Genomic DNA, 17,718 nt, shown 5'->3' with positions numbered 1-17,718 from the left:
CTCTCATCTCCGCGCGGTTCCCCCGTACGTGTCCGACAGGTGGTCGGCCCAGGTACGCACACCGCGCGGCAGCGCCTCGGTGACCAGCCCACCGGCGCGCAGCTCGCGGCCGAGCCGGCCGGGAATCCGTACCGGCAGCAGCCGTCGACGTGACCCCCGCGCCTCCCGCCAGGTGCGGACCGCCTCGTCGAAGCGGAGCACCTGCGGCCCACCGAACTCCTCGATGCCCCCGAGCGGGCCGGCGGCCAGCCGTGCCGCGAGCCGGGCGGCCACCTCGGCGGGGTCGACCGGCTGGGCGAGCACCGCCCGGTCACCGAGCACCGGGCCCAGCCGCGCGCTGGTCGCCAGCAGGTCGTCGAGGAACTGGGGGAACTGGGTGGCGCGCAGCACCGACCACGGCACCGGACCGGCCGCGACCACCTGCTCGGCCGCCAGCTTGTGCCGGTAGTACGGGATCGGCACCCGGTCCACCCCGACGATCGAGATGTAGACCAGGTGCGAGACGCCGGCCGCGGCGGCGGCCACCACCAGCCGACGGGTGCCCAGCACGTCCACCTGGTGGGTACGCCCCCGGGGCGAGGACGCCAGGTGCAGCACCGCGTCCACCCCGGTCACCGCCTCGGCGAGCCCGTCCCCGGTGGCCAGGTCGGCCACGACCCACTCCACGTCCGGGCCGGTGCGCGGCCGGCGGCTGCTGGCCCGCACCCTCATCCCGTCGTCGCGCAGCCGCGCCAGCACGTCGCTCCCCAGGCGACCACCCGCCCCGGTGACCAGAACCCTCATCGTCCCCTCCTCCTCCGCGGACCCGTCGTGCTGATGACGGCCGCGCGACGGCACACGTGACGGCTCACCCCGAACGGATCAGGTCCAGCACCGTCAGCAGCGCGAAGAACGCGATCACGATCTCGTTGACGATCCAGGAGTGTCCCTCGGCCCACTCCCGCATCCGGGCCAGCACCCGCGCCGCCTTCTGCCCGAGCAGCACCAACGCCAGCAGCGGCACCGCGAGCAGGAGCACGGTGAGCAGCACGAACGGCACCAGGTGCCACCAGGGGAGATCGTGTCGGGCCACTGACGCGCCCACCGTCGCCATGGTGAGGAGGTCGGTGGGCGTCACCACGAAGAGCAGCGCGCCCGTCCGCGCGGCCCAGCGCGGGTCGGCGTGGCCGACGCTGCCCAGCCAGCGTGGCGGCCCGGACCGGTTGCGGCGCAGCCAGACCACCAGGGCCAGGCTCACCAGCAGCGCGAGCACCACCAGGTCGATGGCCGGACCGCGATCGATCCTGCTGGCGGCCGCGCTGGCGTCGGTCGCCAACCCGCCCAGCAACCGGGTCAGCAACCAGCTCACGGTCACCCCGCCGGCGACGACCAGGCCGGCGCCGGCGAGGAAGCCCAGCGACGCGGCCCGGGGCCGGTCTGACGACGCGAGGAAGACCGCCACGACCAGTTGGGTCCCGGCGACCATCACCACGGCCAGCGGCAGGACGGTCAGGAAGTTCATCGCCTGCCATCCTCGCGCCCGCCCCGTACGGGCACGTCGAATCCCTCTCGGATCACCCGCCCGGCCGTGTGGTCCCGTCCACCACGACCCGGCCGGCCAGCAGGGCGCCGACAAGTGCCAGACCGGCCGCCACCACAAGGGTCACCACGTAACTGGCGGGGCCGGGCGCGCTCCCGGCGGCCAGGACGGCACCGGTGAGCGCCAGCACGGTCGCCGCGAAGAGCGAGTCGCCCAGTTGCAGCGACGAGCTGTTGCGCCCTTCCTCGCCGGGCGCGGACAGCTCCAGGGTGAGCACCGACAACGACGGGTACAGCAGTCCCATGCCGAGCCCCGCCACCGCCCAGCTCAGCACGGCCACGGCCACCGGCAGCTCGGGTCGGACGGCAAGCGCCACCGTCGCGGTGCCGGCCGTGATCAAGCACAGCCCGATGCGGGGCAGGCTGGCCCGGGAGGCGGGCTGCGGAAAACGGCCCTGTATCCAGGAGCCCACCGACCAGGCCAACGCCCCCACCGTGAGAACGAGGCCGGCGGCGGTCGGCGACAGTCCCCGCTCCCGGGAGAGCATCAGCGGGATGACCACCTCCGCGCCGACGAACGCCGCCGACGCCAGGCCGCGCAGACCGACGACTGTGGGCAGCCCGCGGGCCGCCCGCAGGAACCCCGGCGGCAGCAGTCGCGGCGCGCAGACCAGCAGGCCGGCCAGGGCGAGCGCGATCACCGCCGGGGCCGCCGCGCCGCGCTGCTGTCCCCCGATGTGCAGCAGTGCGGCGCTCACGCCCGCCCCACAGGCCCAGCCGATGCGGGCCAGCGCGCCGGCCGGTGGTCGGGTCGGCACGGTCCGGTCCAGCGACCGCAGGCCCGGATGGATCAGCAACACCGCCGGGACGGCCACCGCCGGCACCACGAGAAAGACCCACCGCCAGCCCAGGTACTCGACGACCAGGCCGGCCAGCGCCGGCCCGACCAGCGACGGTACGACCCACGCCGCCGCGAACGCGGCGAAGATCCGCCGGTGCAGCTCCTCGGGGTACGCCTGCCCGACGATCACGTAGAGCGCCACCGAGAGCAACCCGGAGCCGAACCCCTGCACGACGCGTCCGACCACCAGCGCGGTCATCACCGGCGCGGTCCCGGCGATCAGCAGTCCGACCACGAACCAGCCGACGCCGTGCCACATCGGTGCTCGGGGCCCCCGTGCGTCACACCAGATGCCGGAAACGACCATGGCCAGCACACCGGCGGCGAACGGGCCACCGAACGCGATGCCGTACAGCGCCAACCCGTCCAGGCTGCGGGCGACGGTCGGCATGGCCGTGCCGACCGCCAAGGCCTCGAACGCCAGCAGTGACACAAGCGCGACGCTGCCCACAGTCATCGCCCGCAGCCGGGGTACGAACAGCCCCGCGGGAGCCGGAACGGGGGTGGCGGTTCGGATCGACATGCACCGAGCCTGCGACCTCAACCCGCATTCATGTCAACAGGTGGTGACCCGGCTCTCGTCAGGCTTCCTGGAGCGCCTCCCCGACGCCGCGTACCAGTCCCGACAGGTGCTGGTCCGCCAGGACGTGCCCGGCGGTGATCACCAGGGCGAGCGGCCATTCGATCACCTGCAACGCTGCCAGCACGCCGAGCCCGGCGTAGTAGGCGATCTTGTCCGGTGGTGGCACCGCCACCTCGCCCAGCATCGGCAGCTCGAACCGCCGGCGATACATCCGAACGTTCTCGTGTGCGCCGTTGAGGTGTCGCGTCAAGGTGCTCAATTACGGCCTCCCCGTGTCCGGTGATGGTCGTCGGTTTCCACCGCCCACCCCGTCCATGCGCGCCGGCCCGGCAAAGTTCCGGTGCTCCAAGGGGCATAACGGACGCGAGGTCGGGAAGCCATGCCGCCGGACGTGAGGCGGTGGGAGGACGAGATGACCGACGGCACCAGCAGCGACAACGGAGAGTCGGGTCGGCGTCCGTCCGGCCGTACGCCTCGATGACGGCGGCGGGTCGCGCCGCCGGCCGCCTCCTGCCGTCAATCGGCGTGCCGCGCCTGGTCGGGGAGGCATCCCGGACCGTCGGGTCGGCGGCGACCCGGCTGGCCCGGACGGCGGGGCTGACCCGGCGTCGGGTCTGGTCGCGCCCCGGCCGGCACCACATCGAGGTGCACGGCGTCTGCCAGGACGGTGGCGACCGGTTGGCCCGACAGGTGGAGGCCGCGCTGGAGCGGCTGCCCGGGGTGGCCTGGGCCCGCGTGAACGCGCCGTCCGGCCGGGTGATCGTGGCCGTGCAGGCCCCCGAGCCGAGGCTGCGGGACATCGTCGCCGCGATCGAACGGATCGAGCGGACCTGTGACCACGAGCCGGACCCGGAGATCCCGCCACCGCACCCGCCGGAGGAGGGGCCGCGCACTCCCCGCACCCTGGGCGCGCTCGCCTCGGACGCGCTGGGCCTGACCATCTCGGCGGCCACCCGGCTCCTGCCGTTCGCACCGCTGCCCGGCGAGGTCGCCGGCCTGCTGGCCGCCGCGGACCTGCAACCGAAGCTGCACGCGTTCGTGGGCCGGCGGCTGCGCTCCGACCCCCGCGCCGACGTCATCTTTCCGCTTGCCGAGGCGGTGGTGCAGGGTCTGACCGGCCGTTGGACGGGGATCGTCCTCGACGGCGCCCAACGCATGGTGCAGTGGAGCGAGGCACGGGCCCAACTGGCCGCGTGGGAGAAGGCCGAACCACGGCTGACCGGCGACCCGGAGCGCGCCACCGCACGGTGGCCGGCGGTCGAGCGTCCCCGCCCCAAGCCGGACGGCCCGGTCGAGCGCTACATCAACCGGATGTTGACCGCCGGCACGGCGGCCGCGGTGGCGGCGACACCGTTCGCCGGACGCAAGCGAGCCGCCGCGCTGGGCCTGTCCGCGCTGCCCAAGGCCCCGGGCAGCGGGCGGGAGGGGTACGCGGCACAGCTCGGCCGCGTCCTCGCCCGGCGCGGGGTGATCGCGATGGACCGTGGCGTGCTGCGGGAGCTGGACCGAATCGACACGCTGGTGCTGGACGCCGCGGTGCTCGGCTCGGAGCGGGGCGTCCTCGCCGACCTGGCCCCGGCGTCCGAGGCGGACGTCGACGAGGTGGCCGAGCGGGCGTTCGCGCTGTTCGACCCGAACGACCCGACCGGTTCACGGGAGCTGGACGGCTGGCGGCTGGCACCCCTGGACCAACTCCCGACGGGCGGTCCCGGCGACGTGCCGGACGGCGACCGGCTGCGCGCGGCCGGCGGCCAGTTGCTCGGGCTCACCCACGCCGGTCGGCTCGCGGCGCTGCTGCGGGTCGAACCCGAGCCTGCGCCGGGCGTCGACGGCCTGCCGGCCGCCGCCCGCCACGCCGGCCTGAAGCTGATCGTGGCCGGCGGCGACGAGCAGCGGTACGGCTTCGCCGACGCGATGCTGCCCGGCGGGGACCAGCTGGCCGACTCCGTACGCGCGTTGCAGCGCGACGGGGCGGTGGTGATGCTGGTCTCCGGGGACCGGGCGGCACTCGGCGCGTCCGACTGCGGGCTGGGGATGTCCGCTCCGGACGAGCTGCCACCGTGGGGAGCGCACCTGCTCGTCGGCACCGACCTGCGGGTGGTGTCCCTGGTCATCGAGGCGACCGGGGCGGCCCGGCGGATGACGCAGCAGAACATCCGGCTCGCCATGGCGGGCACCGGGCTCGGGGCGCTCGGCGCGTTCACGGCCCCACCGACCCAGCTTCCACACCGGTCGCTCGTCGCGGTCAACGGCGCGGCCGGACTGGCCTTCGCCAACGGGGTCTGGCAGGCCCGCAGGTTGCCCGACCAGTCGGACACGCCGGCGCCGGTGGCGACCGCCTGGCACCTGATGCCGGTCCGGACCGTGCTCGACCGCCTGGGCACCACGCCGGACGGGCTGGCCAGCGCGGAGGCGCACCGCCGACACGACGGCCAAGGGCCGGGCGGCGGCGACACACCCGCCGGCGGCGGCCTGCTGCGGGCGTTCCTGGACGAGCTGTCCAACCCGCTCACTCCCGTACTGGCCGCCGGGGCGGTGCTCTCCGCGTCGTTCGGCTCACTTGTCGACGCCGCGTTGGTGGGCAGCGTCGTCGGCGGGTCGGCCCTGATCGGGGCGGTGCACGAACGCAACACCGAACGGTCGCTGGCGGAGTTGCTGTCCCGTTCGGCGGTGACCGCGCGGGTCCGCCGGGACGGCGCCGAACGGGTCGTCGCGGCCGAGGACCTCGTCCTCGGAGACGTCATCAGCCTCGAACCGGGAGACTCGGTGCCGGCCGACTGCCGGGTGCTCGAAGCGGTCGGTCTGGAGGCGGACGAGTCGTCGCTTACCGGCGAGTCGCTGCCGGTCGCCAAGAGCAACCGCGCGGTCGTCGCCGCGGCCATCGCCGACCGCCACTCCATGCTGTACGAGGGCACCACCGTCGCCGCCGGCCACGGAACCGCAGTGGTGGTGGCGATCGGCGTCGACACCGAGTCCGGGCGCAGCCTGGCACTGGTCAGGCAGGCACCCCCGACCAGCGGGGTGGAGGCTCGGCTCGGCTCGTTGACGAGCACCGCCATTCCGTTGGCCGCGGGTTCGGCGATAGCCGTGGCCGGCGCGGGACTGCTGCGGGGCGTACCGCTTGCCGAGACGGCGGCGACCGCCGCGAACCTCGCCGTGGCGTCGGTGCCCGAAGGGCTGCCGTTCCTCGTCAGCGCCGCGCAGCTGGCCGCCGCCCGGCGGCTGGCCGAGCACGGCGCGTTGGTCCGCAACCCGCGCACGATCGAGGCGTTGGGCCGGGTGGACGTCCTCTGCTTCGACAAGACCGGCACCCTCACCGAGGGTCAGTTGCTGCTCGCCGGGGTCGGCGACGGCGTGGGCGACAGGTACGCCCCGGTGGATCGGCTCGACGACCGGCTCCGGTTGACCCTCGCCACGGCGCTGCGGGCCACCCCCGCCGCGGCCAAGCCGGAGGATCTGGCGTTGCAGACCGACCGGGCGGTACGGCGGGGCGCCGCCACGGCCGGCGTGGTGGAGCAGACCGGCGCCGCCGGTTGGCGTGCCGCCGGCGGGCTGCCGTTCGAGCCGTCCCGCGGCTACCACGCGAGCATCGGCGAGACCGAGGGCCGCCTGCTGCTGAGCGTCAAGGGCGCTCCGGAGACGGTGTTGCCGCGCTGCGCGACGCGGCGTACCGACGGCCGGCAGGAACCGCTGGACGACGCCGGCCGCGCCGAGCTGCACCGCCTGCTGGCCGACCGGGCCGGGGCGGGGCACCGGATCCTGGCCGTCGCGGAGTGCCAGGTGGACGCCGCGCAGGTCACCGACTCGGACGTCCGAGGGTTGACCTTCGTGGGGTTCCTGGCCCTCGCGGACGGGGTCCGGGAGAGCGCCGCCCCGGCGGTACGCCGGATCCGGCAGGCCGGCGTCCACACCATCATGATCACCGGTGACCACCCGGCCACCGCCGAAGCTATCGCCGCCACCATCAGCGAGCACGACGAGCAGCGGGTGGTCACCGCCACCGAACTCGACCAACTCGACGACGACGCGCTCGCCGAGCGGCTGGCCCACACCGACGTGGTGGCCCGCTGCACCCCGGCGCACAAGGTGCGGATCATCCAGGCGTTGCAGAAGTGCGGGCGGACCGTGGCGATGACCGGCGACGGCGCCAACGACGCCCCGGCGATCCGGCTGGCAGACGTCGGCATCGCCCTCGGCCAACGCGGCACACCGGCGGCCCGCGCCGCAGCCGACCTGGTGGTCACCGACGACAGGTTGGAGACCATCATCGCCACACTGGTCGAGGGTCGCGCGATGTGGTCGTCGGTCCGCCACGCGCTGAGCATCCTCGTCGGCGGCAACCTCGGTGAGATCGCGTTCAGCGTGCTCACCGCCGCGGTGACCGGCCGTTCCGCCCTCACCGGCCGGCAACTGCTGCTGGTCAACCTGCTCACCGACCTGGCGCCGGCGCTGGCGATCGCCGTCCGCCCACCCGCCTCGGACCGCACCGACGGGCTGCTCCGGGAGGGCCCCGACCAGTCGCTCGGCGAGACCCTCACCAGGGAGATCGGGCTCCGCGCGGCGTCCACCACGCTGGGCGCGACAGTCGGCTGGACGTTGGCCCGGTACACCGGCCGTCAGCGGCGGGCCGGAACTGTCGCCCTCGTCTCGCTCGTCGGCACCCAGCTCGGCCAGACCATCCTGGCCGGCGGCACCAGCCCGGCCGTGCTGGCGTCCACGGCGGCGTCGCTCGGGGTGCTGGTCGTGGTGGTGCAGACGCCGGGGGTGAGCCAGTTCTTCGGCTGCACGCCGCTCGGCCCCGTGGGCTGGACCATCGGCGCCGGATCGGCGCTCGGCGCCACCTTCGCCAACGGCGCGCTCACCAGACTTGTGGAGCACCTTCCGTCGGCCCGCCCCGACCTCGCACAGCCCACTTCCGAGACGGAGGAGACGCCCCATCCCGCGACCGAGCAGACCCCCACGGACGGCTGACGCTTGAGCGGGGCCCGCCGGGGTACCGGAGCCGGGGGGAGGTGCACATGACTGTCGAGCATCCACAGGTGACGTTCATCGGCACGGCGACGACGGTGCTGCGGATCGGCGGGTTCACCCTGCTGACCGATCCGAACTTCCTGCACCGCGGTCAGCGGGCGTACCTCGGAAAGGGTCTGTGGTCGCGCCGACGCACGGACCCGGCGCTGGGGATCGCCCAGCTTCCCCACCTGGACGCCGTGGTCCTGTCCCATCTGCACGGCGACCACTTCGACCGGGTGGCTCGCCGGGAGCTGGACCGGGAGCTGCCCATCGTCACCACGCCCGCCGCCGAACGCAAGCTGCGCCGCTGGGGCTTCCGCGCCGCCGAGGGCCTGCCGACCTGGTCGTCACGGGAGCTGCACCGCGACGGTACGACCGTGCGGCTGACCTCGATGCCCGGCAAGCACGGCCCGGGCGCCCTGGACCGGCTGCTGCCCGACGTGATGGGCACGATGATCGACGTGGAACGTGCCGGGCGGCGCGAGTTCCGGCTGTACGTCACCGGCGACACCCTCAACCGGCCGCTGCTCTCCGACATCCCCGAGCGCTACCCGGACATCGACGCGATGCTGATCCACCTCGGCGGCACGAAGATCGCTGGAATCCTGCTCACGATGGACGCCCGGCAGGGCGCCGACCTGGTGGAGTTGATCCGCCCGAAGCTGACGGTGCCGATCCACTACGACGACTACCCGGTCTTCCGCTCCCCGCTGGCGCACTTCGTCGACGAGGCTCGCCGTCGCGGCTGGGTCCGGCAGGTACGCACCATCGCCCGTGGCGAGACCGCGCCCCTCACGCCGCCCGCCCGCACGCCGCCCGCCTGAACGGTCGGCCGAGGGGCTGGGGCGGTGACGCATATACCTCAGAGTCATATTCATACCTGAGAGTCATAGGGCCGATGAGCGACCTCGCCCTGGGCAGGTCGCCGACCCGCCAGCCGACCCGCCGGCAGATCTCGTCGATCGAGCGAAGCCGGGGCGACGCAGTGATCGCCGCCCACCGGAGAGCCGGGGGCGGCGATCGACGAGAGGGCGCGACGGTCAGCTGTGCTCGGAGATCGCCTCGATGAGGTCACCGACCGGGCGCTCCGGCAGGGACCGTGCCACGTCGGCCACGGCCACGATGCCGACCAGCTCGTGACCGTCGATCACCGGCAGTCGGCGAACCTTGTGCTTGCCCATGGTCCGCAGGATCTCGCCCGCGTCGTCGTCCGCGCCGATTGTCACCGCCTCACCCTGAGCCAGCTCGCCTGCGGTGACGTTCGCCGGGTCACGACCCTCGGCGAGCACCTTCACCACGATGTCGCGATCGGTAAGCATGCCCTTGAGGCGGTTGTCGTCGCCGCAGATCGGCAGTGACCCGACCCCCAGTTCGGCCATCCGCTTGGCGGCCGACTTGAGGTCGTCCTGCTCGCGGACACAGGTCACGTCGTTCGTCATGATCTCGCGTGCGGTAGGCATTGGTATGACACCTCACTTCCGGGGGAGTGTTGCCGTTTCTCCTACCCCGGTAGGTCCCCGCCATTCCGCCTGTCCTGCGGCTGGCTCGTCTCGCGGAACGGATCCCGCGGCGGCTCCGATTCCGCCCAGCAGAGGCCGCCACGAAACTCCACCCCCGGAATGCCGTCGGCGAGCCGGCCGAGGTCCACCACACCCGCCAACGAGGTGGGGAGATCGGCCCGCAGCTCCTCGACGGCCGTGGCCAGGTCGTCCTCCTCGGTGGACCAGTCGATGTCGGCCGCCCGCAGGTCGGCCACCGCGTGAGCGGTGACAGCGGCGGGATCGGTGACGAGCACCTCCACCCGGCAGTAGATCTGCATGCGGACCGGAGTCGGACCCTATTCCATTCTGAAGATCATGTCCCTCCGTCGTGAACCCCGAAAGGGGGTTTATCGGCCGCCTTCAACAGAAGGGCCACATTGGACGGGACATCGCCGGACCGCCACCACCAGTACTATCTCTGTTCTGATCTGCAACGGGGAGGACCATTCACATGCGACGTAAGATCCCGGCCGGCGTTCTGATAGCGCTGGCCATGCTGGTTCCGGCGGCACCGGCGGCGGCGCAAGCCGAATCGCCCGGGCTGGACGCGGCCTGCCAGACGATCGAGCGCAAGGTCTACAAGGACATCCGCGAGCTTTACACCATCGACCTGGACACGGCCACCGATCTGGAGGTGCGGGTGTTGACCGCCCAGATCCTGCACTTCGCGAGGACCGACGCCCTGCCTGTTCTGCCCGACGAGATAACGAGGCAGCTGAACGACCCCTCGGCTGACCTCCGCGAATTCCTCAAGACGGACGTGCAGGAAGTCTGGTCGATTGCTCTGCAGATCTCGGTGGGCCGGACGTTGACGAACGCTGGTGTCAACGTGAGGGCAGCCGCGCAGAAGGCGCTCAACCAGGCATCCGTCGACGCCTATCTGGCCTACCTGAACAACGACCTGTACGAGGCGCGTGCGCTCGACTGCGCGTCCCAGCCCACGGCGACCCAGCCCAGGTAAACCCCGAGCGCCACGCCACCGCGTCGGCGGTGCGCTGCTGGTCCTCGGCGGCGCGGGCTACCTGATCGGACGCCGTCGCCGATCCCGCTTCGCGACATAGCTCACTCAACGCGTCCGGCTCGACGCCTCGTCGGGCCGGACGCGCGTGTTTGAGAAGCTTCGACCTCGGGGCCGCCTCGGGCGGACAAGGCGCACTCGTGAGGAGAATCACCGTCACGCACCGTCCGGTCTGAGCCGCCGAGCCAACCGCCGTCCGCTGACCTCTTGCGGACTACATACGGGCCGTCACCGCGGCAGCTGAGCGCCGGCTCCCGCAGGACACTCCTACAACGCCATGGGTCCCACCTACGCTGAGCAGATGTCGTTTTGCTGGGACGTCTACGTGTGGATGCCGCAACGCTTCCCCGAGGTGTTCCAGGTGTTCATCGACCACTACGTCAACACCGACGACCCCGGTGACGAACGGCTGTCCGCCTTCACGCGCACCTACCATCACTCGGCACGCCGACCGACGCCGACGCCTCAGCCTTGGCCGACCTCCGCTGGAGCGGCCGCGAGGCGCTGACGCTGTACCTGCGCAGCCCTGAATACGCATGCGCAATGATCACGATCACCGACGATGGTGCAGCCGTGCTGGGGTTGAGCCTCGACGACCCTGACAACTCTCCGTCGGTGCGACAGAAGGCCGAGCAACTGATCGATCAGCTGCCCAGGGAGTTCTCGTCCCCCGCCGGCACTGCCGGAGTGGAGATGCCGCCGCCCGGGTCTCGGCAGGAGTGGCAGGACGATCAGGTACAACTGCGCGTTGGCACGCTCGACGACAGCCCCGCGACGCGTTGAGCCACGCCTTCGTCTCGTTCATGCTCGACCAGGGCGAGGAACTGCGGACGGTGATGGAGCTAAGGGGACGGCGTGACCGGCGTGGCTGTACTCGGACCGAGAGCAACCGGGGAAATTGCTTGTGGAGCCCAGGGGACTCGAACCCCTAACCCCTGCCTTGCAAAGATCAAGACCACTGTCGGTCGGCGTCGGTTACTGCCGCTGAACTGCTCGCCGTGTCGCCCGCCGTCGATTTCGGACCGTGTCCGTCAGTGGGCTTGGCTGTACGGGTGGCTGTACAGCCACCCTCTGATCCGGAGATTCCCAAGACCACGTCTAGGCCGTCCGATGCCGTCCGCCTGGTCCTGCTCCTCAAGCGCTCGGCAACTCGATCGGTCCCGTCCCGTCCGGTCCAGTCCGCCCCAGTGGCTCCCACGCGTGGCTCCCAGACTGTCAGCTTGGGAATTGTCGATCTCCGACAGGCCATGGGCTTGACGGCCTAACCTCGGCAGTCCGGTCAGATAGCCGGACACTTGACAACTTGCATCGCCAACGCCCTGCGCTCTCGGCTCGGAACTACGCTAGGACCACCGCGATCACCAGGGCAGGCAGCATCATGAGGGGCGCCGCAAGGCGGACGAGCTGCCACGCCCAAACGTTGCGTGGCGAACCACGCTTCACGCGGGCGCTCGCGAGCAACACAGTCAAGAGCGCCAACCATCCAGCCCACGTCCCGCAGTGAATCCCGACCACTAGGGCGTCTCCGTTCGGAACCTCGGCCACAAGGTCTCTAATCCACGGCTCGTGGCCAGTCTTGTAAGTGACGTCCGAGAGCAACAGGCTTGGACCAACCAGCCCAACAGCTGGAAGCAGGAGAACATAGAAGAGCCATCGACGCCGCCGATACACGAGCGCGAGCACGGTCACGACACCAACAGAAGTCGCCCGCACACTCCAGCCGATCGTGGCCATAGAGAGCCGGCCGCAGCCGGAGGTCTGGCAAGCTAGCTCGGCAAACCACGGAACGAGGCGTTGCCGGACGTCCATCGCCGAGCCGAGCACAAACGTCGCTCCGGCGCAGAAGGCGCACAGCATGACGACGGCCGCGAGACAGCCGATGTTGCCTTTCCACGCCGACGTAGCCACCTCGCTGGGCGTTGCGTCGCGGTCGCTGGTCATAACTGCGGCGAAGGTACACGACCTAGTCAACCCCGGATGCCGGCACCCGTGGTTGACCTGCGCCGCACTGCCGAAGAAGAGCGTCCGCCCGGCTGAGGCTGCGGCCCTGCTCGGCGTCTGTCGGGACACCGTGTACGTCCTGATGCGATCGGGTCGACTGCGTTCGATCAAGGCGGGTCGTGCTCGGCTGATTCCGCTGTCTGCGCTGGATGAGTTCCTGGCGGCTGATGAGGAGTTCGCGGCATGACGGGCCGGCGTCGGCGTTCTCATGGCGAGGGCTCGGTGTACGAGCAGCGGCCGGGCGTGTGGGCTGCGGTGGTCGACCTCGGTTGGATCGAAGCTCTCACCGGCCAGCATCATCAAGGTGCACGCGGTGCTGCGCGTCGCCCTGGCCGACGCTGAGCGGATGGACTTGGTCCCCCGCAACGTCGCCAAGGCAGCCAAGCCTCCGGCCCTCGGCAGAACCGAGCGGCGCGCTCTGACCCCCGAGGAAGCCAAATCCCTGCTGTCGGCGCTGACCGGGGACCGGCTGGAATCGCTGTTCATCCTGGCGCTGGCGACCGGACTGCGGCGGGCTGAGCTGCTGGGCCTGCGGTGGTCGGATGTCGACCTGCCGGGGAAGGCGCTGTTCGTTCGGCAGACGCTCCAGCGAACGGATCACGGGTTGGTGTTCGTGCCACCGAAGACGCACCGATCGGCCCGTCCGCTGCCGCTGTCGGCTCTGGCCGTTCGGGCGTTGGAGGCACAGCGGGTGCGTCAGGCCAAGGAACGGCTCGCGGCCGGTGAGGTGTGGTCGGATCTGGGCCTGGTCTTCGCCAGCACGATCGGCACTGCGATGGAGCCACGGAACGTCAAGCGGCGCTTCGAGCAGCTCCGCGTAGCGGCCGGGCTGGACTGGCTGCACCTGCACGACCTGCGGCACGCCTTCGCCACGTTCCTGCTCGACCAGGGCGAGGAGCTGCGGACGGTGATGGAGCTGCTCGGGCACTCCACGATCCGGATGACGGCCGACACCTACGGCCACGTTCTGCCGGCGCGGGCTCGTCAGGCTGCCTCGGCCATTGACCGGATTCTCGGCCAGGAGGGGACGGCGTGACCGGCTTGGCTGTACGGATGGCTGCACTCGGACCGAGATCATCCGGGGAAAGTGCTTGTGGAGCCCAGGGGACTCGAACCCCTAACCCCTGCCTTGCAAAGGCAGTGCTCTGCCAGTTGAGCTAGGGCCCCGTGAGCGGCTGCGGCGGCGACGCGCGCGCCGCCGGCCGGACGTCAGCGCAGGTCGGGCGCGGTGGTCGCCTCGTGCCACAGGGCACGCTCGTCGTTGGCGGCCTTGACCTTGTTGAAGACGACGGCAGCGACGCCGACGACGCCGGCCAGGATCAGCAGCTTCTTGAACATGGGGCGACCCCTCGTGCTCGACTAGCGCCGGACGATGTGCGGTGGGGCTAGATGGAATCGAACCATCGACCTCAGAGTTATCAGCTCTGCGCTCTAACCGACTGAGCTATAGCCCCGCGTTGCGACGAGCAAGATTAACCCATCCGCTCCGCCGGCCCCAAATCGGGGTCCGAACCTGCGGGCCGGGCCGTCGCCGCCTGCAAAACCTACCCGAGTACGGGGCGCCGGAGCGACCGCATTCCGCGGTGCCCCGGCGCCCCGGTCACACTCAGTCCCGCTCGGCGAGCGTCAGCTCGATCCCGCCGACGAGGTCGGCGCAGACGTTGTAGACGAACGCTCCCAGCGTGGCCAGCGCGGTGAACAGCACCACGTTGACCAGGCCGATCAGCGCCGAGCTGAGGATCACGCCCTTGGCGGTGATCTGGAAGCCGTTGGTGCTCTGCCCACCGCCGGCGTTGACCAGGTCGCTGAGGCTGTCGTTGACGCTCTGGAACACACCCATCGCGTCCAGCGCCAGGTAGAGCACCGACGTGGCGACCACCACGACGATGAACAGCACCACCGAGACGGCGAACGCGAACTTCATCACGGACCAGGGGTCGATCCGCTTGAGGTTCAGCCGGGCCCGGCGCGGTCCGCGGGACGCCGCCGAGCTGACCGAGCTCCGCGCGGCGCGCACCGCCTCACCGACCCGGGCGGCCCCGACGGCCGACGTGTTGCCGATCCCCGGCGGCAGGCCACCACCGCTCGCGGGGCGACCGCCGGCCGTACGCCCCGAGTCCGGCTGGGACATGCCCGGCATGATCCGGGGTTGGGTGCCGGTGGACCCGGTCGATGTCGCCTGACCGGGTCGGGTGTTGATCGGCTGGGTGGTCGTCGGTCGAGCCGGGGTCGGGGCGGCCGCCGTGGGGGCCACCCCGGCGGACGTCGGTGCCTCGACAGCCGACGTCTCGGCCTTGGCGTCGCCCGATCCCCCGTCCTCGCCGGGCTGCTCCGGCGGAGGTGTCATGCCGGGAGCCCGGGTGAATTTCGGGGCAGGCGCGTCGGCGGGAACCGTGGCCCGGCCCACGGCCGCGCGGCCGGTCGCTGGTGTGCCGCCCTTGGCGGCCTCCTCGTCGACCGGGTTGGCCGAGGTCCCCGTGTTCCCCGACTTCGCCTGTGTCTCCGTCATTCAACTAGTCCTGTTCGTCAGGCTCGTCGGCATTGCGAGCAATCGCCACGATAGTCACGCCGTCCGGGAGGTCCATCAGCTTGACCCCCATTGTGTTCCGGTCACGCGTACGGCGTACAGGCTTCACCGGAGTCCGGATGACACCACCGTTGCTGGTGATCGCGAACAACTCGTCGTCTGGGTCGATCACCACGGCACCGACCAGACCACCGCGCCGTTCGGTGATCTTCGCAGTCAGCACGCCCTTACCTCCCCGGCCCTGCACCGGGTATTCCTCGATCGGGGTACGTTTCGCGTATCCCCCGTTCGTGGCCACCAGGACGTCCAAACCGTCCCGAACGACCTCCATGGCGAGCAGGACGTCGTCGTCCGTGAAGCGCATGCCGATCACGCCCGAGGTGGCACGACCCATCGGCCGCAGCGCCTCGTCGGAGGCGTTGAACCGGATCGCCTGCGCCTTCTTGGAGACCAGCAGCAGGTCGTTCTCCGGCGCCACCAGCGCAGCACCGACCAGCTCGTCCTCATCGCGCAGGTTGATCGCGATGATTCCGCCGGAACGGTTGGAGTCGAACTCCTCGAGCCGCGTCTTCTTCACCAGGCCGTTCTTCGTGGCCAGTACCAGATAGGGGGCTACCTGGTAGTTCGGGATTTCGATGATCTGCGCGATCTGCTCGTCGGGTAGGAAGGCGAGCAGATTGGCCACGTGTTGGCCCTTGGCTACCCTACTGGCCTCCGGCAACTCGTACGCCTTGGCCCGGTACACCCGGCCCTTGTTCGTGAAGAACAGGATCCAGTCGTGCGTCGAGCACACGAAGAAGTGGCTGACGATGTCGTCCTGCCGCAGCGTGGCGCCACTGACGCCCTTGCCGCCGCGCCGCTGCGAGCGGTACAGATCGACCTTGGTCCGCTTGGCGTACCCGGTGCGGGTGATCGTGACGACCACGTCCTCGCGGGCGATGAGGTCCTCCATGGAGACCTCGCCGTCGAACGGGATGATCTGCGTCCGGCGGTCGTCGCCCCACTTGGCGACGATCTCGCCCAGCTCGTCCGAGACGATCTTCCGCTGCCGCTCCGGCTTGGCGAGGATGTCCTTGAGGTCGGCGATCTCGATCTCGAGCTTGGCCAGGTCGTCCACGATCCGCTGCCGCTCCAGCGCGGCGAGCCGGCGAAGCTGCATGTCCAGGATCGCGGTCGCCTGGATCTCGTCGATCTCCAGCAGCCGGATCAGGCCCTGGCGGGCGTCGTCCACGGTCGGCGACCGCCGGATCAGCGCGATCACCTCGTCCAGCGCGTCCAGCGCCTTGCCCAGGCCGCGCAGGATGTGCGCTCGCTCCTCGGCCTTGCGCAGTCGGAAGGCGGTCCGCCGGCGGATCACGTCGATCTGGTGCTCGACGTAGTAGCGGATGAACTGGGCCAGGTTGAGCGTGCGCGGCACCCCGTCGACCAGGGCCAGCATGTTGGCGCCGAACGTCTCCTGGAGCTGGGTGTGCTTGTAGAGGTTGTTCAGCACGACCTTGGCGACCGCGTCGCGCTTGAGCACCAGCACGATCCGCATGCCGGTACGGCCGGAGGACTCGTCGCGGATGTCGGCGATCCCGGCGAGCTTGCCCTCCTTGATCAGCTCGGCGATCCGCTCGGCGAGGTTGTCCGGGTTGACCTGGTAGGGCAGCTCGCTGACGACCAGGCAGGGGCGGCCCCGCTTGTCCTCCTCGACCTCCACCACGGCACGCATCCGGATCGAGCCACGGCCGGTGCGGTACGCGTCCTGGATGGCGGTGGTGCCAACGATCAGGCCGTGGGTCGGGAAGTCCGGACCCTTGACGATGCCGAGCAGGGCTTCGAGGGTGGTCTCCTCGTCCTCCTCCGGGTGCTCCAGGCACCACTGCACCGCCGCGCCGATCTCCCGCAGGTTGTGCGGCGGGATCTTGGTGGCCATGCCGACCGCGATGCCCTCGGAGCCGTTCACCAGCAGGTTGGGGATCCGCGACGGCAGGATCGTGGGCTCCTTGGCCCGGCCGTCGTAGTTGTCCTGCAGGTCGACGGTGTCCTCGTCGATGTCCCGCAGCATCTCCATGGCGAGCGGGTCGAGCTTGCACTCGGTGTACCGCATCGCGGCGGCCGGATCGTTACCCGGCGAGCCGAAGTTGCCGTTGCCGTCGACGAGCGGGTAGCGCAGCGACCAGGGCTGCGCCATCCGGACCAGCGCGTCGTAGATGGCCGAGTCGCCGTGCGGGTGGAACTGACCCATCACGTCGCCGACGACCCGGGAGCACTTCACGTAGCCGCGGTCCGGCCGGTAGCCGGAGTCGAACATGGCGTAGAGGATCTTGCGGTGGACCGGCTTGAGCCCGTCCCGGACGTCCGGCAGCGCGCGCCCGACGATCACGCTCATCGCGTAGTCGAGGTAGGAGCGCTGCATCTCCACCTCGAGCCCGACCGGCTCGATCCGGTCGTGCGCGACCACGGCGGCGAGTGCCTCGGCGGGAACCTCGGGCTCGTTCGGTGTGGACTCGGGGGAATCGGTCACTGTATACCCTTATCAGACTCAGAGTCGTTTTCGTGCTGTGGATAACGGCTGTGGATACCGACCAAGCTGTGGATAACTCTGTGGACCGGCGGGCCGGTCGGGTGCTG

Annotated in this window: 17 protein-coding genes and 2 tRNA genes; 7 read left to right on the top strand and 12 right to left on the bottom strand. The window is 71.0% G+C overall.

The window, feature by feature from the left end; all coding sequences use genetic code 11:
* Positions 1-3: 3 nt before the first annotated feature.
* The 4 genes from MILUP08_RS01265 to MILUP08_RS01250 all read right to left on the bottom strand — a co-directional run bounded on the left by MILUP08_RS01265 (position 4) and on the right by MILUP08_RS01250 (position 3,213).
* Complete coding sequence (locus MILUP08_RS01265; protein ID WP_007454042.1) at positions 4-783, bottom strand: SDR family oxidoreductase; 780 nt, start codon at positions 781-783, stop codon at positions 4-6.
* 64 nt (positions 784-847) lie between these two features.
* Positions 848-1,501 (bottom strand): GAP family protein, encoded by a 654-nt coding sequence (locus MILUP08_RS01260; RefSeq protein ID WP_007454040.1) that lies wholly within the window; start codon positions 1,499-1,501, stop codon positions 848-850.
* Between the two features lie 52 nt (positions 1,502-1,553).
* On the bottom strand, positions 1,554-2,942 hold the full coding sequence (locus MILUP08_RS01255; RefSeq protein ID WP_007454038.1) for an MFS transporter: 1,389 nt from the start codon (positions 2,940-2,942) through the stop codon (positions 1,554-1,556).
* A gap of 58 nt (positions 2,943-3,000) precedes the next feature.
* Positions 3,001-3,213 carry a hypothetical protein gene (locus MILUP08_RS01250; RefSeq protein ID WP_337588137.1) on the bottom strand — a complete coding sequence of 71 codons (213 nt, stop codon included), beginning with the start codon at positions 3,211-3,213 and terminating at the stop codon, positions 3,001-3,003.
* Between the two features lie 266 nt (positions 3,214-3,479).
* Here MILUP08_RS01250 and MILUP08_RS01245 point away from each other — a divergent pair, with 266 nt between their 5' ends.
* Both MILUP08_RS01245 and MILUP08_RS01240 read left to right on the top strand, forming a co-directional pair.
* Positions 3,480-7,973, top strand: a complete 4,494-nt coding sequence (locus MILUP08_RS01245) for a cation-translocating P-type ATPase (protein WP_007454032.1) — start codon at positions 3,480-3,482, stop codon at positions 7,971-7,973.
* 47 nt (positions 7,974-8,020) lie between these two features.
* Positions 8,021-8,839 carry an MBL fold metallo-hydrolase gene (locus tag MILUP08_RS01240; RefSeq protein ID WP_007454030.1) on the top strand — a complete coding sequence of 273 codons (819 nt, stop codon included), beginning with the start codon at positions 8,021-8,023 and terminating at the stop codon, positions 8,837-8,839.
* Positions 8,840-9,055: 216 nt separating this feature from the next.
* Here the strand turns inward: MILUP08_RS01240 and MILUP08_RS01235 are convergent, their stop codons facing one another.
* Both MILUP08_RS01235 and MILUP08_RS01230 read right to left on the bottom strand, forming a co-directional pair.
* Positions 9,056-9,475: a CBS domain-containing protein gene (locus tag MILUP08_RS01235; protein WP_007453944.1), complete on the bottom strand. Its 420-nt coding sequence runs from the start codon at positions 9,473-9,475 to the stop codon at positions 9,056-9,058.
* A gap of 41 nt (positions 9,476-9,516) precedes the next feature.
* Positions 9,517-9,834 (bottom strand): hypothetical protein, encoded by a 318-nt coding sequence (locus MILUP08_RS01230; RefSeq protein ID WP_007454028.1) that lies wholly within the window; start codon positions 9,832-9,834, stop codon positions 9,517-9,519.
* A 173-nt stretch (positions 9,835-10,007) separates the two neighbouring features.
* Here MILUP08_RS01230 and MILUP08_RS01225 point away from each other — a divergent pair, with 173 nt between their 5' ends.
* From MILUP08_RS01225 to MILUP08_RS01215, 3 genes are all read left to right on the top strand, one after another.
* Positions 10,008-10,517, top strand: a complete 510-nt coding sequence (locus MILUP08_RS01225; protein WP_007453942.1) for a hypothetical protein — start codon at positions 10,008-10,010, stop codon at positions 10,515-10,517.
* A 358-nt stretch (positions 10,518-10,875) separates the two neighbouring features.
* Positions 10,876-11,082: a hypothetical protein gene (locus MILUP08_RS01220; protein ID WP_144056850.1), complete on the top strand. Its 207-nt coding sequence runs from the start codon at positions 10,876-10,878 to the stop codon at positions 11,080-11,082.
* Positions 11,083-11,117: 35 nt separating this feature from the next.
* Positions 11,118-11,357 carry a hypothetical protein gene (locus tag MILUP08_RS01215; protein ID WP_007454024.1) on the top strand — a complete coding sequence of 80 codons (240 nt, stop codon included), beginning with the start codon at positions 11,118-11,120 and terminating at the stop codon, positions 11,355-11,357.
* 555 nt (positions 11,358-11,912) lie between these two features.
* Here the strand turns inward: MILUP08_RS01215 and MILUP08_RS01210 are convergent.
* A complete protein-coding gene (locus MILUP08_RS01210) occupies positions 11,913-12,515 on the bottom strand; it encodes a hypothetical protein (RefSeq protein ID WP_039905043.1) in 603 nt (200 codons plus the stop codon).
* On the opposite strand from MILUP08_RS01210, the gene MILUP08_RS37050 reads away from it, so the two are divergent.
* Entirely contained in the window at positions 12,430-12,762 is a 333-nt protein-coding gene (locus tag MILUP08_RS37050; protein ID WP_007453937.1) for a helix-turn-helix domain-containing protein, read from the top strand. The two genes, MILUP08_RS01210 and MILUP08_RS37050, sit on opposite strands and share 86 nt — an antisense overlap.
* Before the next feature lie 126 nt (positions 12,763-12,888).
* Complete coding sequence (locus MILUP08_RS01205) at positions 12,889-13,611, top strand: tyrosine-type recombinase/integrase (protein ID WP_007453935.1); 723 nt, start codon at positions 12,889-12,891, stop codon at positions 13,609-13,611.
* Positions 13,612-13,669: 58 nt separating this feature from the next.
* On the opposite strand, the gene MILUP08_RS01200 is transcribed toward MILUP08_RS01205, so the two are convergent.
* The 5 genes from MILUP08_RS01200 to gyrA form a co-directional block, all read right to left on the bottom strand.
* Positions 13,670-13,742, bottom strand: a tRNA-Ala gene (locus tag MILUP08_RS01200).
* A gap of 42 nt (positions 13,743-13,784) precedes the next feature.
* Positions 13,785-13,913 carry a DLW-39 family protein gene (locus MILUP08_RS36470; RefSeq protein WP_007453934.1) on the bottom strand — a complete coding sequence of 43 codons (129 nt, stop codon included), beginning with the start codon at positions 13,911-13,913 and terminating at the stop codon, positions 13,785-13,787.
* Between the two features lie 42 nt (positions 13,914-13,955).
* A tRNA-Ile gene (locus tag MILUP08_RS01195) sits at positions 13,956-14,029 on the bottom strand.
* 152 nt (positions 14,030-14,181) lie between these two features.
* The gene (locus MILUP08_RS01190; RefSeq protein ID WP_007454022.1) at positions 14,182-15,084 is read right to left on the bottom strand and encodes a DUF3566 domain-containing protein; all 903 of its coding nucleotides are present in this window, start codon (positions 15,082-15,084) and stop codon (positions 14,182-14,184) included.
* A 4-nt stretch (positions 15,085-15,088) separates the two neighbouring features.
* Positions 15,089-17,611: a DNA gyrase subunit A gene (gene gyrA / locus MILUP08_RS01185; protein WP_007454019.1), complete on the bottom strand. Its 2,523-nt coding sequence runs from the start codon at positions 17,609-17,611 to the stop codon at positions 15,089-15,091.
* Positions 17,612-17,718: the final 107 nt, after the last annotated feature.

The organism is Micromonospora lupini str. Lupac 08 (assembly GCF_000297395.2).
In the GTDB taxonomy this organism is placed as follows: domain Bacteria; phylum Actinomycetota; class Actinomycetes; order Mycobacteriales; family Micromonosporaceae; genus Micromonospora; species Micromonospora lupini.
This window is presented reverse-complemented; position numbering and strand designations above follow the sequence as displayed.